Genomic DNA, 14779 nt, shown 5'->3' with positions numbered 1-14779 from the left:
GCATGTCGCGCAAAAGTGTGCAGCGGTTTTGCGATAACGACATGCATAAAACAAGAACCTGAAGCGCGTCGCTGGTCGAACGCGACGCGCTTTAAGCTGCACCAGCATTGCCACAGCCGCCGGTCGCTTGCGGGCGGGCTGTGGCGGTGGCAGATTGCGACCGAAACCATCGAACAGGGTGAATATGGTCTCCAAACGCCTCAGCCGCGAAGCCGGTCATCGCCGCAAGTTCCTGGCGATCATCGACGACACGCCCGAATGCGAGCGCGCCGTCGCCTACGCCTCGAAGCGGGCGCAAAGCACGGGCGGCGTACTGGTGCTGCTCTATGTCATCGAGCCGGATGATTTCCAGCACTGGCTGGGCGTCGAGAAGATCATGCGCGAGGAGGCGACCGCCACGGCGCGTGCCGCACTGGACAGCTACGCAAACAAGGTGCGCCAGAAGCTCGGCATCGAGCCGGAACTGGTGGTGCGCGAAGGCAAGCCGACCGAAGAGATCCACAAGCTGATCGAGGAAGACCAGGACATCGCCATTCTGGTGCTGGCGGCAGGCGCCGGCAAGGAAGGGCCTGGGCCGCTGGTCGGCGCGGTCGCCGGCAAGGGCGCCGCCTTTCCGATTCCCGTCACGGTGGTGCCGCAGAACCTGTCGGACGAAGAGATCGACAGCCTCGCCTGAGATGCGCTGATATTCAGGTGAGGCCGGCCTGCAATTGGCGGCTTCCTGCGCTTCCGGTGCTCACGTACCAAAAGTACGCTCCGCTCCGGTTCTCGGAACCCACCATTTTCGGCTCGGCCTGACCTGAATCTCAACACATCTCCAATCGTTTCAGCGAACTAGCAAAACATTCCGCCAGCCAGCCGTTCTCCCCGATGCCTTTCGCTTGAATGTCGGGCGGATAAAGCCTAATTAGAATTGTTCCAAACTAGCTGCCCGAAATGGGCACGGAGACGGCCATGTTCATCCAGACCGAGTCGACGCCAAACCCGGCGACGCTGAAATTCCTGCCCGGCAAGGAAGTGCTGCAAGAAGGCACCGCCGATTTCCGTGATGCCGACAGCGCCGCGACGGCTTCGCCGTTGGCCGGCCGGCTGTTCGAGATCCCCGGCGTCACCGGCGTCTTCTTCGGCTATGATTTCATCACCGTGACCAAGGACGGCCCCGACTGGCAGCATCTGAAGCCGGCTATCCTCGGCGCCATCATGGAGCATTTCATGTCCGGCGCGCCGGTGATGGCCAAGGCCGGCCCCGCCGCCGAGACCAGCCAGACCGGCGAATTCTACGACAAGGCCGACGAGGAGCTGGTCGTCACCATCAAGGAGCTGCTCGACACGCGGGTGCGCCCGGCGGTGGCCCAGGATGGCGGCGACATCACCTTCCGCGGCTTCGAGAACGGCACCGTGTTCCTGCACATGAAGGGCGCCTGCGCCGGCTGCCCGTCGTCGACGGCGACGCTGAAGCACGGCATCCAGAACCTGCTCCGGCACTTTGTGCCGGAAGTGCAGCATGTCGAACAGGTCTCCTGACGCGACGGTTCCATCGTCAACATCGATAGACAACAAAAAACCGGGCCAAAGTGCCCGGTTTTCTGTTTGCGACGTCTGTGTTGTTGCCTAGACGGTCCGCGTATAAGGGTTTTATATCACAATGACCTTGGCGCCGACCGAGGTGCGGTCGTAGAGGTCGATAATGTCCTGGTTCATCAGCCGGATGCAGCCCGACGACATCGCCTTGCCGATCGAATTCCATTCCGGGCTGCCATGCAGGCGATAACCCATGTCGCCACCCTTGTTGAACAGGTACATGGCGCGCGCGCCGAGCGGGTTCTTCAACCCCGGCTCCATGCCACCGGCAAACTTGGCCAGCTCCGGCTGGCGCTTGATCATCTGCGAAGGCGGTGTCCAGGTCGGCCATTCGCGCTTCAGCGCGATATGGGCGGTGCCGTGCCATTCGAAACCCTCACGGCCGACGCCGATGCCGTAGCGCATCGCCTCGCCGTCGCCCATGACGAAATAGAGGAACTTGTTCTGCGTATCGACGATGATGGTGCCCGGCTTTTCCCTGGTGTCGTAGTCGACGATCTGCCGGCGGTATTTGAACGGCACCTTTTCGATCGGAACGCGCGGCAGGTGATAGCCGGCGTCGGTCACCGCGCCGTAGTTGTTGGTGAAGATCTGCGAGCCGATGGTGCTGCAACCGGCGACAGCCGTCGACAGCGCCAGGGCCGCGACGATTGCAAGTGACTTCATGCGCATGAAAAGGTCCGATGCCTGCCCAAACAACAGCGGCTCGAGTCGGCCGCTTTTTTCATCTTCATTCATGCTGGCATTTGCTTTGCTTGCCAAGCGGGCGATGCCTATATCCTTGGACTTGCGTGCTGGTAAACCTGCGACTATGGCATTTCGGCAACAGCCCCCGCAGGATTATGTTGCAAAATCAATGGGGCCAGGAACAAGGACCAGGAGACGAAGAAATCACCCATGAAGTCGGCGACGCTGCCCGGCGCTCTGGCCTGCGGCCAAGACCATCCGTTGCTACGAGGAGATCGGCCTGAGACGCGGCCGCCGCAGGGGAAAGTCCAGACGGGCCCGGGTTTAATAAAGGACGCCGCGAAGCACGGCCCAAGCCAGAAGCCCGAACGTGCCGATCACCACCAATGCACCAAGGACCGTGCCGATCTTTTCAGGCAATCCATCGGGGCGACCAGGACCGTCGGCCATTCAACTATCGATCATGACGTAGGCCGCACCAAACACGGCAACGATAATTGCCCCAAGCACCGCCCATCCTCTGATGGCCGGGCGGATTTCCTCCGGCGTCGCTGATTTCCGGTCGTCATCTTCCGTCATCTAATGCTCCTCGTAAAACACCGTAGCCGACATTGAAAGCGCAAGCTGCCGGCGCTGCCAAGAGCCGCAGTGGACTCTTTTGCGCCAAAGTTTAGGAACGTGCGCAGTTCGCGAGCAAGCGTTACCAGCCTTCGACACTCCGCAAAGCGCGGGCGGCGGTCACGATCCCGGTGGGCGATACCGGATCGACTTGGCTTTCCCAAGAGCGTCCATCGTCTCTTCGACACTTAACAGCACGGTGGTCTGGTACGAGCTGAGCGCGCCTCCCGCACCGATGGCGAGCATGACGGATGCCATCGACACGTTGTCCGGCGCCTCCCATAGGTTCCAGCCGTCGTACTCTCCGAAGGCATACCAGAACCCGTGCAGCTTTCCGCCGACCGACTCGATATAGGAACGGGCAGCCTCGCGTCTATCCTCGGGATTATCCATCAAGCGCGCCCAGGTTTCGGGCCTGTAGCTGAATCGCGTGAGATACATCGGCATGGTTCGTCTCCTCCCAGAGCTGCCCCCACCAAGACAGTTAAGCGCCCCAATCCGGGAGAACGCGAGTCGTTTCCGAGGCGTAGTACCGCTGGCTTAGTTGCGGGGCCGCTAATAGACCTGTTTCAATGTTTTTTTCAGGGAGTAAGGTCAATGGCCGCATATCTCATTGCTGATGTCGACATAACCGACGCCGCCGTTTTCGAGGAATACCGCCGGGACGTGCCGGCAACCGAAGCCCGCTATGGGGGGAGGTATATCGCTTGCGGCGGAGCCACCAAAGTTCTGGAGGGCGATTGGGAACCTCATCGCCTCGTCATTGTCGAATTCCCGGACATGGCGTCCCTCCTGGCATGGTACGACTCTCCAGAATACGGCCGCCTCAAAACCATCCGCGAACGCTGCGCAAAGACGAGAATTATTGCTCTGGAAGGGATGATGCCGGTTAGCTGAAGGTCGGGTCGATGACAATGGCAAGTCTGAGTTGCCATATCAGGTGCGGCCCGGCGACGGGACAGGAGCATTCTGATATGAATCAGCAAGCTTTAAACTTGCGGGCGGGAAACGGCCAATGATGGGAGGATGACGCCGGAAACACTCATTGAACGGGACCTACAAATCAATATGACCCAACACCAGATCGGCAGGCGGTGTTACAGCGTGACCTAGGGTTGTGTCATGGCGTTGAAAATGCCGGCGCCAACTATCGCACATAAGGCTGCGGCCCCAAGCCCTCCCACAATGATGCACCACCAGGCGCGGCCATTTCCCCGAAGCACGGGATTCATTTTTATCATCCGTCGCGCCAGAAGCCCCTGGTAGAGTGCATAAGAAGACCCGAAACCGGCGAGCCAAATGACGGAAAATACGACGCCCCGCGTGAGCATCCTATTGAGCCTAGTCTGCTCGACCGTCAAACTTGCATTCTCAGTAACCATGCTTCGCCACCTTTTTGATTATGCTGCGACCACTATCGGGCCTGCAGCGGTGAATATTAGATCAACCGCGACGCCTCGCGAAAACATAGCTCCCCTCACCAGTAGGAAACGCATTCATAACGCGAGCGGCCCGCCTTGTGGAAGGGCGGGCCTTGTAGCGCCCGCTCCACAGTATTTTGCAGATTAGGTTTGTCAGCCAGATAATCGCCGCGAGGCGATTATGTACTTTACAAACAGGGAGGTCTGAAGACGCGGGTAGCCCCCTCTTCGGGGTCGATCACCAACACAACGTTTTCTGGGTTTTGCCAAGGCAGCGACATCACGTAGGCCGCAAAGTCGTCTTCGGAGAAATGGTTGAAGCCGCCGCCGGCTACAAACATTTGCGGGTGCTTGCTGCCGCCAAAGCTAGCCTCGACACTGTTAAGTTGTTGGAAGGGGCCGCGCTCCGCCAGCCATTCCTGTATGCGCTCAAAAAGAACGGGTTGACCGTTCGGGCTCGAACAGTCTTCGGCAGCGGATGTACAAAGCACCACACCGCTGACGACGCTCATTGTGACTCAGCCATTGCCTAACGGGCCTTCTTGCCCGTCTCCAGCCGTTCGAAAGCAGCTTCTTCGTTGTGGAAGTGTGGCTCGAAAAGGACACTCATAACCCGGATTCCTACTGTGGATTCAAGGTATCAGGCACATCGCCGTGTTTGTAAAGTGCGTAATCGCCCGCAAAAACCGGTTCAAACCGTGAACAAAATCTGCCATGGTATCCTCCATGCCGATCATCTCACCGATTCCCCTCAATCCGCTCATCGACGGCCGCCAGTCGGAGCGTGCCATGCTGGTCAGGCGTGGCGTGCAGCGGCTGCTCGGGCAGATGGGCGCGCATGTCTTGCCCGAACTGTCGCTGGCCACCGGCCGGCGCGCCGATCTCGTCGCGCTGACCCGCCACGGCGACATCTGGATCATCGAGATCAAGTCCTCGGTCGAGGATTTCAGGGTCGACCGCAAATGGCCGGACTACCGGCTGCATTCCGACCGGTTCTTCTTCGCCACCCATCCCGGCGTACCCCAGGAGATCTTTCCGGAGGAGTGCGGCTTCATTCTCTCCGACGGCTACGGTGCCGAGATTTTGCGCGATGCGCCCGAGCACCGCATGGCAGCGGCGACGCGCAAGGCGCTGATGCTGCGGATCGCACGCGCCGGTGCGTCGCGGCTGCTCGCGGCCGAGCTTGCCGGCGTGTCGGTGCCGGCGCTGGAAGGCGAGAGCGAGTAGAGCTCTCCTGCAGACGTCGCGCTGCCCCTCATCCGGCTGCCGCCACCTTCTCCCCGTAAGTGACGGGGAGAAGGGAGTAAGCCGGACTGCTATTCCACGATACGGTAGATGTTCCACAGGCTGGTGCCCCGACACCGCGTAGGGCTCCATCTCCTTGCCTCATTTGGCGTGCGCATCGATCTTGCCAATCTTGGCGAAGAAAGCCTCCAATTGGGCGAGGCTTTCGACCTGCTGGTGGGACTCGATCGTCGCTTCCCGCGCGCCGATCGATCCGGTCATGATCTAGAACTTGAGGTCGTCGAGACCGACCTGCGAGCCGATCTCGCGTTCCCATTTCTTCAACAGAGCACGGTCTGCTTGTGGCCGAACTTGGCGTCGATCTGCCATCCGGCACTGAACATCGCCGCCTCCTCACTCGTCCCACGCCTGCACGACGGTCTGCCGCGCGATCTGGCCGTTCTTCAGCTCCAGCATCGCCGCGCAGAACACCTTGGTCCCGTCCGGATAGGCGCACGCCTGGGTGAAGGCGAGATTGTTGCCGTCGGCGATGGTGGTGTCGACCTTGTGGGTCATCGCCCGGCTGCAGATATCGTCCCAGAACGTGGTGATCGCAGCGCGCCCGCGGATTTCGCGCGGCTTGCTCGGCGGGTTGTTGCGGTCGATCACCCGCACCAATGCGTCGTCGGCATAGAAGCTCGCCAGCAATTTTCCATCACGGCCCTCGATCGCCTTCTTGATCGCAGCGCCGTCTATCGTCTGTGTCTTGGTCAGCAATTTTTCCTCCATAGGCCCGTCTTCTCGGATCGGGTGGTTGCTTGATCAGGTACTGCCCGGCGCTCGCCGCCGGGCAGTGGCTTCTTCACTGCGACTTCGCCTTGACGGCCGCGAACACCTCGTCGGACTGCTTCTTGAAAGTGGCGAGATCGACCTGGCTGCCGTTGAGCATCGTCGACCAGTGGCGCACGATCGCCGCCATCGCCACCGCCTCCTTGATCTCCTCGTCGCTGGCGCCATTGAGCTTGGCCGCCTGCGTGTGGAAATAGATGCAGTACTGGCAGGGGATCTGCGAGGCGACGGCGAGGCCCATCAATTCCTTGGTCTTGCCGTCGAGCGCGGTGTTCGGGTTGAGCTGCACGCCCTTGATCTCGGCCCAGGCGCCGGCAACGGCGACGTCCGGCAGCGTCTTGAACATGTCCGGTACCGAGCCGAGCGTTGCCTGGATGTCCTTGTAGGCAGCCGTCGCCGAGGCGTCTTCGGCCTTGGCAGGAACGATCGCCAACAGCGCGCCAACGCCTGCCGCCAGCACCAGTGATTTGAGTGTCGACTTCAGCATTTTATTCCTCCCTTCGCAGCACCTTTCCTGGCGACATCCGCCTGGCCTGCATGGGACGAAGTGATAGCGCTTACGCATGCCTGGCCGCTTCGCCCGAAAGCGCCATGGCTCCTATGGCCCGTGCGGGCCAGCGTGCCGGGCCGAGAACGCCGCCGCCGCCGCCCGCGACGGCAGGTCCAGCTTGAGCAGAATATTGGCGACGTGGCGCTTGACGGTGTGTTCGCTCAGCCCGAGTTCGGCGGCGATCGCGGCATTGCTCTTGCCATCGGCGATGAGGTTCACCACCTCGCTTTCGCGCGCCGTCAGTGCGGCCGGCTCGGCAGCCTTGGCCTTCGGCCGGCAGGCCGGCTCCAGATGCTGTTCCGAGGTCGCCTGCACCAGCGCCAGCGGCTCATCCAGCTCGTCAAGCGCGATGCGCCCGGCGTCATTGAAATGAAGGCCTGAACCGGCGGCGAGGTCGGCGACCAGCCGCGAAGCGAGGATGTCGCCGCGCCCGGCATGCGCGGCAAGCTGCATCGTCACGCGCGCCGTCAACCCCGTCGGCGGTCCGCGCAACTCGACCTCGCCGACATGCACGCCCTGCGCGCTGGCGACGCCGATCTCCTGCGCCGCATCGCGCAGGGCCGCCGCGCAGCGTACGGCCCGTGCCGGGCCGTCGAAGCGCGCCATCATCAGCTCGCCATGCGTGCCGGCCGGCCGGCCGCCATGGCGCCCGACCAGCAGGCGCCATGTTTCCTGAAAACGTCGGCTGCGCTCGCTCCACATACGGTCGCCAAGCCGCGCCGTGTCGTAGATCCGGGTGACCAGCAGTGCAGCCAGCACGCGCTCGGCCTCGGCAACGGCGCGCGCTCCGGTCAGGAATTCCTCGATCAGATCGGCCACCCGGTCGACATCGCCGGTCCAGATCGGGTGGTCGCGCCCGGCCACCTCGACCAGCCGCGCATTCGGGATCTTCCTTGCCAGGAAGCGGCTGGCCTCCGGGTCGACGCGCGCATCGTTGCGGCGATGGATGAGCAGCGTCGGTGCGCTGATCGCCGCCAGCACGCCGCGCACGTCGATAGCCGCATTCATGCGGGCCAGGGCGATTGCCGCGGTCGGGCTCGCCGACAGCCGCTCGAAGCGCGCCCACCATGTGGCGAAACGCGGATCGTCGACGCGGCCGGGCGCGAAATGCGGCAGGGTGGCGCCGGTGCCCCATGCGGTCTCCGCCGTCGCGATGAACGCCTCAAGGCGTTCCGGCGGCATCACCCATTTGTGGAAATGCGCATAGCCGCCATAAAGCGCCAGCGCCCGCGTCCGCTCCGGGTAGGTGGCGGCGAACAGCATTGCCATCGGCGCGCCTTCCGAAGCGCCGAGCAAGGCGGCGCGGCCGCTGCCGGTCGCATCCATCACCGCGCGTACATCGTCCATGCGGGTTTCGAGGCTGGGCAGGTGGTGGACATCGACGCGGTCGGACAGACCGGTGCCGCGCTTGTCGAACAGGATCAGCCGTGAGAACGCGGAAAGCCGCTTCAACAGCCGGGTGTAGCCCTCGTCTTCCCAGTGCAGGTCGAGATTGGAAATGAAACCCGGCACGAAGACGAGATCGAGCGATCCCTGGCCGACCACCTGATAGGCGATCCGCACGTCGCCACTGAGCGCGTATCGAGTTTCGATCGGCCTCACGAGTTGTCCGCCCGACCCGACGATTTCTTATCGCCGGATCATAGCAGAGGCGCGCGGCCTGCGGCAGATGAAACTTCAGAGAGTGTGAATGTGGGCCAGCGGCGCCTACTTCTGTGACGCGGCGGCAGTCTCGGTGTTCGCTCCGCCGACGCTAAAACCTGCGCCCTCCGGCGCGCCCGGCCGCTTGATGTGTGGCGCGGCCGCGACGACAAGCTCGTTGAACCCCTCGCCACCGCTGTCCAGCATCTCGAACAATTGCCGGCGCATCCTCGGCTCCCAGAATTTGTTGATGTGCTCGGCGACGCCGGCAATGCCTTGCTCGCGCGGCTTTGAGTGGAAAAAGGCGGCAATCTGGTTGGCCATGCGAACCAGCTTTTCGCTGGTGCTCATGAGGTGGCCCTCGTCATGCGACATGCTTGGCAACTCCGGAAACCACGCGGTCAGGATGGGTGAAAATATCGAAATCGTCGCCGCGCACCAGCGCCACCAGCGTCATGCCGGAATCGTTCGCGGTGCGGATGGCAAGTGCCGTCGGCGCCGAGACGGCAATGATGACGGCCGAGCCGATCGCCGCGGTCTTCTGCACCATCTCGACCGAAACGCGCGACGTGACGACGACGGCCCCCGACCTGCCGTCGATACCGGCTTTGGCCAGCGCGCCAGCCAGCTTGTCCAGTGCGTTATGGCGGCCGACATCCTCGCGCGCCATGACGATGCCCTTGCCGGGAAGGTAAAAACCGGCGGCGTGGACGGCACCGGTCTCGGCGTGCAGCGGCTGCAGCTTCGACAAAAGCTTGACCGAGCGGACGATGTCATTGGCCTGAAGTGTAAGTTGCGACGCACCGACCGGGTTTACCGAGCGCATCGCCTCCTCGATCGATTCGATGCCGCACAACCCGCAGCCGACCGGGCCGGCCAGGCGTCTGCGACGCGCTTCGAAGCGGGTGTTGGCCTGGTCCTTCAGCCGGATCTGGATATCGATGCCGGCGCCGTGATCCTCGACCTCGATCGCTTCGATTTCGTCCGGCGAGGCAATGATGCCTTCGGTCAGCGAGAAGCCGAGCGCGAAATCCTCGAAATCAGCCGGGCTTGCCATCATCACCGCATGCGTGGTGCCGGCAAAGGAGAACGCCACCGGCGTCTCTTCCGGCACCATGCGGTTGGCGGCCGCAGTGCCGCCGGCGCGGCGCGCGAGGCGCGAGATCTGCGCAATGGCTTTGCGGCGCGCGGTCAAGGACTACTCCGCCGCTTCCAACTTCGCGATGCGGCGGCTTTGCTTTGCCTGCTCGTCATAGTCGCGCTGCCATTCCGACGGGCCGTTGGATGCACCCACCTGCACCGCGGTCACCTTGTATTCCGGGCAGTTGGTCGCCCAGTCGGAGAAGTCGGTGGTGATGACGTTAGCCTGGGTGTCGGGATGGTGGAAGGTCGTATAGACGACGCCCGGCGACACCCGCTCGGTGATCAGCGCGCGCAGCGTCGTCTCGCCCGAGCGGCTGGTCAGCCGCACCCAGTCGCCATCGCGCAGGCCGCGATTTTCGGCATCGTGCGGATGGATCTCCAGCCGGTCCTCGCTATGCCAGACCACATTGTCGGTGCGCCGGGTCTGCGCGCCGACATTGTATTGCGACAGGATGCGGCCGGTGGTCAGCAGCAGCGGGAAGCGCGGTCCGGTCCTTTCGTCGGTCGCGACATATTCGGTGCGGATGAACTTGCCCTTGCCGCGCACGAAGCCGCCGATATGCATGATCGGCGTGCCTTCCGGCGACTTCTCGTTGCAGGGCCACTGCACCGAGCCCACCCGGTCGAGAAGGTCGAAGGAAACGCCGGCGAAACTTGGGGTTGTCTTGGCGATCTCGTCCATGATCTGGGACGGATGCGTGTAGTTCCAGCCGAGGCCGAGCGCCTTGGCGAGCTCCTGCGTCGCTTCCCAGTCGGCATAGCCGCATTTCGGCTCCATTACCTTGCGCACCATGTTGATGCGGCGCTCGGCGTTGGTGAAGGTGCCGTCCTTCTCGAGGAACGTCGAGCCGGGCAGGAACACATGCGCGTAGTTGGCCGTCTCGTTGAGGAAGAGGTCGTGCACGACGACGCATTCCATCGCGGCGAGACCGGCGGCGACATGCTTGGTGTCGGGGTCCGACTGCAGGATGTCCTCGCCCTGCACATAGAGTCCCTTGAACGAGCCGTCGACGGCCGCATCCAGCATATTGGGGATGCGCAGGCCGGGCTCGTCGTCGAGCTTGACGCCCCACAGGCTCTCATAGATGGCGCGCACCGCGTCGCCTGAAATGTGGCGATAGCCGGGAAGCTCGTGCGGGAACGAGCCCATGTCGCAAGAGCCCTGCACATTGTTCTGGCCGCGCAGCGGGTTCACGCCGACGCCCGGCCGGCCGATATTGCCGGTCGCCATGGCGAGGTTGGCAATGGCGATGACGGTGGTCGAGCCCTGGCTGTGCTCGGTCACGCCGAGGCCGTAATAGATCGCGCCGTTACCGCCGCGGGCGTAGAGCCGCGCCGCGCCGCGTATGTCGTCGGGATCGACATTTGCAAGCTGGCCGATCACTTCCGGGCTATTTTCCGGCAGCGCCACGAACGATGCCCAGTCCTGGAACTCGTCCCAGTCGCAGCGCTCGCGGATGAAGGCCTCGTCGAACAGGCCCTCGGTGACGATGACATGGGCAAGTGCGGTCAGCATGGCGACGTTGGTGCCCGGCTTCAGCGGCAGATGGAACTGCGCCTCGACGTGGGCCGAGCGCACGATGTCGGTGCGGCGCGGATCGAGCACGATCAGCTTGGCGCCCTCGCGCATGCGCTTCTTCATGCGCGAGGCGAACACCGGATGCGCGTCGGTCGGATTGGCGCCGATCAGCAGGATCACGTCGGTCTGCTCGATCGAATCGAAATCCTGCGTACCGGCGGAGGTGCCGAAGGTCTGGCCGAGGCCATAGCCGGTCGGCGAATGGCAGACACGGGCGCAGGTATCGACATTGTTGTTGCGGAAGCCCTGCCGGACCAGCTTCTGGACGAGGTAGGTCTCCTCGTTGGTGCAGCGCGACGAGGTGATGCCGCCGATCGAGGTGCGGCCGTACTGGTACTGGATGCGGCGGAATTCGTTGGCGGTATGGGTGAGCGCCTCTTCCCACGACACTTCGCGCCACGGATCACTGACCCGCTCGCGGATCATCGGCTTCAGGATCCGGTCCTTGTGCGTCGCATAGCCATAGGCGAAGCGGCCCTTGACGCAGGAGTGGCCGTGGTTGGCCTTGCCTGCCTTGTAAGGCATCATGCGGATGACCTCGTCGCCCTTGACCTCGGCCTTGAACGAACAGCCGACGCCGCAATAGGCGCAGGTGGTGACGGTCGAGCGCTCGGGCAGGCCTTTCGCCAGCACGGTCTTTTCCCTCAGCGCATCGGTCGGGCAGGCCTGCACGCAGGCCCCGCACGACACGCATTCGGAATCGACGAACGCCTCGTGCATGCCGGCCGAGACCCTGGATTCGAAGCCGCGGCCCTCGATGGTCAGCGCGAACGTGCCCTGCACCTCCTCGCAGGCGCGCACGCAGCGCGAGCATACGATGCACTGCGTCGGATCGTAGGTGAAATACGGGTTCGATTCGTCGCGGGCGATGTAATCGATGGTCAGCGAGCCATGGCCGGGCGCCACGCCGTTTTGCTGCTTGACGTGGTTGCGGCCGTCCACGCCATAGCGGTTCTCGGTCAGGCCGACCGTCGTGACGACCTTGTCGAACTCGCTGGCGCCGGTGCCGGCCTTCTCGCCCCACGCCGCCGGGTGGTCGGAGACGTAGAGTTCCATCACGCCGCGGCGAATGGCGTTCAGCCGATCGGTCTGCGTATGCACGACCATGCCTTCGCCGACCGGCGTAGTGCATGAAGCCGGCGTGCCGCCGCGCCCGTCGATCTCGACGAGGCAGACCCGGCAGGAGCCGAACGAGTCCAGCATGTCGGTGGCGCAGAGTTTCGGGATTTCGACGCCGGCTTCCATCGATGCGCGCATGATCGAGGTCCCCGCCGGCACTGTTATCGACTTGCCGTCGACCGTCAGCGTCACTTGCTGCTCGGCTTCAGAGGCAGGTGTGCCGTAGTCGATTTCCTGGACCAGCGATTTGATGTCGAATGCCGCGTTCATGGCTGTCCGCTCCTATTCCGCTGCTTCGGCGACCGGCGTCGGCCGAAAGTCGTCCGGGAAATGGTTGAGTGCACTCATCACTGGATATGGGGTGAAGCCGCCGAGAGCGCAAAGCGAGCCGAACTTCATTGTGTTGCAAAGGTCGGTGACCAGCGCGATCTGCTTTTCCGGTTCGACGTTCTGGGCGAGCCTGTCCAGCACCTCGACACCGCGAGTCGAGCCGATGCGGCACGGCGTGCACTTGCCGCAGCTCTCGATGGCGCAGAATTCCATGGCAAAGCGTGCCTGCTTCAGCATGTCGGCGCTGTCGTCGAAAACGACGATGCCGGCATGGCCGATCAGCCCGTCCTTGGCGGCAAACGCTTCGTAGTCGAACGGCGTGTCGAACAGCGCGCGCGGGAAGTAGGCGCCGAGCGGGCCACCCACCTGCACCGCTTTGACCGGGCGTCCCGTCGCCGTGCCGCCGCCGATATCGTCGACGATCTCGCCCAGCGTCATGCCGAACGCCGCCTCGTAGAGACCCGGATACTTGACGTTGCCGGCAATCTGGATCGGGATGGTGCCGCGTGAACGGCCCATGCCGAAATCCTTGTAGAAGGCAGCGCCCTTGTCCATGATCACCGGCACCGAGGCCAGCGAGATGACGTTATTGATCACTGTCGGCTTGCCGAACAGGCCCTTGTGCGCCGGCAGCGGCGGCTTGGCCCGCACCTGTCCGCGCTTGCCTTCGAGGCTGTCGAGCAGGGCGGTTTCCTCGCCGCAGACATAGGCGCCGGCGCCGACGCGCACTTCCATGTCGAATGAATTGGCCGAGCCGAGCACATTGACGCCGAGCACGCCGGCCTTGCGAGCGATCTCGACGGCCTTCTGCATCACCGCCACCGCGTGCGGATATTCGGAGCGGATATAGATAAAGCCCTTGGTCGCGCCGGTGGCGATGCCGGCGATCGCCATGCCTTCGATCAGCACGAAGGGGTCGCCTTCCATGATCATGCGGTCGGCGAACGTGCCGGAATCGCCTTCATCGGCATTGCAGACGATGTATTTGCGGTCGGCCGACGTATCGAGCACAGTTTTCCATTTGATGCCGGTCGGGAAGCCGGCGCCGCCACGACCGCGCAGCCCGGACTCGGTCACCTGCTTGACGACCTCGGCCGGCGTCATCGCCACTGCATTCTGCAGGCCCTTCAGCCCGCCATGCGCCTTGTAGTGATCGAGCGACAGCGGATCGGTGACGCCGCAGCGCGCAAAGGTCAGCCGCGTCTGCCTGGCAAGGAACGGGATCTTGTCCGGTGCGCCCAGCCAGCGCTTGTGGTGGCCGCCGGTGAGGAAGCCGCAGTCGAACAGGCTTTTGACGTCGGAGGGCTTCACCGGCCCATAGGCGACGCGGCCATTAGCTGTTGCCACTTCGACCATCGGCTCGAGGAAATAGGCGCCGCGCGAGCCGTTGCGCACGATCTTGGCCTCGATGCCGCGCTCGGCCAATTCCGCACGAACCGCCTTGGCAACCTTTTCCGCACCGAGCGCCAGCGCGCCGGAATCGCCGGGAATATAGATACGCGGGATCATGAGCGCACCTCGGCAACGATCTCGTTGAGCTTTTCGTCGTCGAGCCGACCGATCACCTCCCCGTCCAGCATCGCCGACGGTGAGCAGGCGCAAAGGCCGAGGCAATAGACCGGCTCCAGCGTCACCGAACCGTCACGGGTTGTCTCGTGGAAGCCGATGCCCAGCAATGATTTGAGCTTGGCGGCGATCGCATCCGAACCCACCGACTGGCAGGCTTCCGCCTGGCAGAGCTTCAGCACATGCCGGCCAGCCGGCTGGCTGCGATAATCGTGATAGAAGGTCACGACGCCATGAACCTCGGCCCTGGAGATGTTCAGCGCCTCGGCGATGACCGGAAGCGCGTCCTGCGGCACATAACCGAACTCTTCCTGGATGCCGTGCAGGATCGGCAGCAGCGGGCCTTCGAGGCCTTTCAGCTCGTGGATGATCGCCGCGGTGCGCGATGCGATCTCGGTACTTGCAGGCTGCATCGTCATGCAGCGCCCTCCCTGGTCGTGGCGGTCTTCCGCTAAGTGCTTAGGAAATCAG

Annotated in this window: 17 protein-coding genes; 4 read left to right on the top strand and 13 right to left on the bottom strand. The window is 63.3% G+C overall.

The window, feature by feature from the left end; genetic code table 11:
- Positions 1–184: 184 nt before the first annotated feature.
- Both NKI24_RS24080 and NKI24_RS24075 read left to right on the top strand, forming a co-directional pair.
- Positions 185–676: a universal stress protein gene (locus NKI24_RS24080; protein ID WP_023717912.1), complete on the top strand. Its 492-nt coding sequence runs from the start codon at positions 185–187 to the stop codon at positions 674–676.
- Positions 677–954: 278 nt separating this feature from the next.
- Complete coding sequence (locus NKI24_RS24075) at positions 955–1524, top strand: NifU family protein (protein ID WP_023676386.1); 570 nt, start codon at positions 955–957, stop codon at positions 1522–1524.
- A 111-nt stretch (positions 1525–1635) separates the two neighbouring features.
- Here NKI24_RS24075 and NKI24_RS24070 read toward each other — a convergent pair whose 3' ends face one another.
- The 4 genes from NKI24_RS24070 to NKI24_RS24055 form a co-directional block, all read right to left on the bottom strand.
- Entirely contained in the window at positions 1636–2253 is a 618-nt protein-coding gene (locus NKI24_RS24070) for a L,D-transpeptidase (protein ID WP_352448678.1), read from the bottom strand.
- Positions 2254–2592: 339 nt separating this feature from the next.
- Complete coding sequence (locus NKI24_RS24065) at positions 2593–2718, bottom strand: hypothetical protein (protein ID WP_352748945.1); 126 nt, start codon at positions 2716–2718, stop codon at positions 2593–2595.
- Complete coding sequence (locus tag NKI24_RS24060) at positions 2719–2847, bottom strand: hypothetical protein (RefSeq protein ID WP_023676389.1); 129 nt, start codon at positions 2845–2847, stop codon at positions 2719–2721.
- Between the two features lie 159 nt (positions 2848–3006).
- Positions 3007–3333, bottom strand: coding sequence for a GYD domain-containing protein (locus NKI24_RS24055; protein WP_023676390.1), 327 nt, complete (start codon positions 3331–3333; stop codon positions 3007–3009).
- Between the two features lie 150 nt (positions 3334–3483).
- Between NKI24_RS24055 and NKI24_RS24050 the strand changes: the two genes are divergently transcribed.
- Positions 3484–3783, top strand: coding sequence for a DUF1330 domain-containing protein (locus tag NKI24_RS24050; protein ID WP_352748942.1), 300 nt, complete (start codon positions 3484–3486; stop codon positions 3781–3783).
- A gap of 712 nt (positions 3784–4495) precedes the next feature.
- On the opposite strand, the gene NKI24_RS24045 is transcribed toward NKI24_RS24050, so the two are convergent.
- The gene (locus NKI24_RS24045) at positions 4496–4819 is read right to left on the bottom strand and encodes a hypothetical protein (RefSeq protein WP_352748939.1); all 324 of its coding nucleotides are present in this window, start codon (positions 4817–4819) and stop codon (positions 4496–4498) included.
- Positions 4820–5033: 214 nt separating this feature from the next.
- On the opposite strand from NKI24_RS24045, the gene NKI24_RS24040 reads away from it, so the two are divergent.
- The gene (locus tag NKI24_RS24040; protein ID WP_352748936.1) at positions 5034–5534 is read left to right on the top strand and encodes an MmcB family DNA repair protein; all 501 of its coding nucleotides are present in this window, start codon (positions 5034–5036) and stop codon (positions 5532–5534) included.
- Positions 5535–5945: 411 nt separating this feature from the next.
- Here the strand turns inward: NKI24_RS24040 and NKI24_RS24035 are convergent, their stop codons facing one another.
- The 8 genes from NKI24_RS24035 to NKI24_RS24000 form a co-directional block, all read right to left on the bottom strand.
- On the bottom strand, positions 5946–6308 hold the full coding sequence (locus tag NKI24_RS24035; RefSeq protein ID WP_352577470.1) for a nuclear transport factor 2 family protein: 363 nt from the start codon (positions 6306–6308) through the stop codon (positions 5946–5948).
- Between the two features lie 85 nt (positions 6309–6393).
- Complete coding sequence (locus tag NKI24_RS24030) at positions 6394–6867, bottom strand: carboxymuconolactone decarboxylase family protein (RefSeq protein WP_352448517.1); 474 nt, start codon at positions 6865–6867, stop codon at positions 6394–6396.
- Positions 6868–6978: 111 nt separating this feature from the next.
- Entirely contained in the window at positions 6979–8532 is a 1554-nt protein-coding gene (locus NKI24_RS24025) for an alpha/beta fold hydrolase (protein WP_352748931.1), read from the bottom strand.
- A 105-nt stretch (positions 8533–8637) separates the two neighbouring features.
- Positions 8638–8946: a formate dehydrogenase subunit delta gene (locus NKI24_RS24020; protein WP_352469984.1), complete on the bottom strand. Its 309-nt coding sequence runs from the start codon at positions 8944–8946 to the stop codon at positions 8638–8640.
- Positions 8936–9766 (bottom strand): formate dehydrogenase accessory sulfurtransferase FdhD, encoded by an 831-nt coding sequence (gene fdhD / locus NKI24_RS24015; protein WP_352702418.1) that lies wholly within the window; start codon positions 9764–9766, stop codon positions 8936–8938. Before fdhD ends, NKI24_RS24020 begins: the two co-directional genes overlap by 11 nt.
- A gap of 3 nt (positions 9767–9769) precedes the next feature.
- Positions 9770–12682: a formate dehydrogenase subunit alpha gene (gene fdhF / locus NKI24_RS24010; RefSeq protein ID WP_352748928.1), complete on the bottom strand. Its 2913-nt coding sequence runs from the start codon at positions 12680–12682 to the stop codon at positions 9770–9772.
- 12 nt (positions 12683–12694) lie between these two features.
- On the bottom strand, positions 12695–14251 hold the full coding sequence (locus NKI24_RS24005) for a formate dehydrogenase beta subunit (RefSeq protein WP_352748925.1): 1557 nt from the start codon (positions 14249–14251) through the stop codon (positions 12695–12697).
- Positions 14248–14727: a formate dehydrogenase subunit gamma gene (locus tag NKI24_RS24000; RefSeq protein ID WP_352748922.1), complete on the bottom strand. Its 480-nt coding sequence runs from the start codon at positions 14725–14727 to the stop codon at positions 14248–14250. Before NKI24_RS24000 ends, NKI24_RS24005 begins: the two co-directional genes overlap by 4 nt.
- Positions 14728–14779: the final 52 nt, after the last annotated feature.

This window comes from Mesorhizobium sp. M0701 (genome assembly GCF_040320365.1).
Lineage (GTDB): Bacteria > Pseudomonadota > Alphaproteobacteria > Rhizobiales > Rhizobiaceae > Mesorhizobium.
Note: the sequence above shows the minus strand (reverse complement) of the source record. Positions and strands in the feature narration are given on the sequence as shown.

What these genes read in the sequence shown, in the direction of transcription:
- NKI24_RS24080 (WP_023717912.1), top strand. Translation starts at nt 185, where the DNA reads ATGGTCTCCAAACGCCTCAGCCGCGAAGCCGGTCATCGCCGCAAGTTC.
- NKI24_RS24075 (WP_023676386.1), top strand. Translation starts at nt 955, where the DNA reads ATGTTCATCCAGACCGAGTCGACGCCAAACCCGGCGACGCTGAAATTC.
- NKI24_RS24070 (WP_352448678.1), bottom strand. Translation starts at nt 2,253, where the DNA reads ATGCGCATGAAGTCACTTGCAATCGTCGCGGCCCTGGCGCTGTCGACG.
- NKI24_RS24065 (WP_352748945.1), bottom strand. Translation starts at nt 2,718, where the DNA reads ATGGCCGACGGTCCTGGTCGCCCCGATGGATTGCCTGAAAAGATCGGC.
- NKI24_RS24060 (WP_023676389.1), bottom strand. Translation starts at nt 2,847, where the DNA reads ATGACGGAAGATGACGACCGGAAATCAGCGACGCCGGAGGAAATCCGC.
- NKI24_RS24055 (WP_023676390.1), bottom strand. Translation starts at nt 3,333, where the DNA reads ATGCCGATGTATCTCACGCGATTCAGCTACAGGCCCGAAACCTGGGCG.
- NKI24_RS24050 (WP_352748942.1), top strand. Translation starts at nt 3,484, where the DNA reads ATGGCCGCATATCTCATTGCTGATGTCGACATAACCGACGCCGCCGTT.
- NKI24_RS24045 (WP_352748939.1), bottom strand. Translation starts at nt 4,819, where the DNA reads ATGAGCGTCGTCAGCGGTGTGGTGCTTTGTACATCCGCTGCCGAAGAC.
- NKI24_RS24040 (WP_352748936.1), top strand. Translation starts at nt 5,034, where the DNA reads ATGCCGATCATCTCACCGATTCCCCTCAATCCGCTCATCGACGGCCGC.
- NKI24_RS24030 (WP_352448517.1), bottom strand. Translation starts at nt 6,867, where the DNA reads ATGCTGAAGTCGACACTCAAATCACTGGTGCTGGCGGCAGGCGTTGGC.
- NKI24_RS24020 (WP_352469984.1), bottom strand. Translation starts at nt 8,946, where the DNA reads ATGTCGCATGACGAGGGCCACCTCATGAGCACCAGCGAAAAGCTGGTT.
- fdhF (WP_352748928.1), bottom strand. Translation starts at nt 12,682, where the DNA reads ATGAACGCGGCATTCGACATCAAATCGCTGGTCCAGGAAATCGACTAC.
- NKI24_RS24005 (WP_352748925.1), bottom strand. Translation starts at nt 14,251, where the DNA reads ATGATCCCGCGTATCTATATTCCCGGCGATTCCGGCGCGCTGGCGCTC.
- NKI24_RS24000 (WP_352748922.1), bottom strand. Translation starts at nt 14,727, where the DNA reads ATGACGATGCAGCCTGCAAGTACCGAGATCGCATCGCGCACCGCGGCG.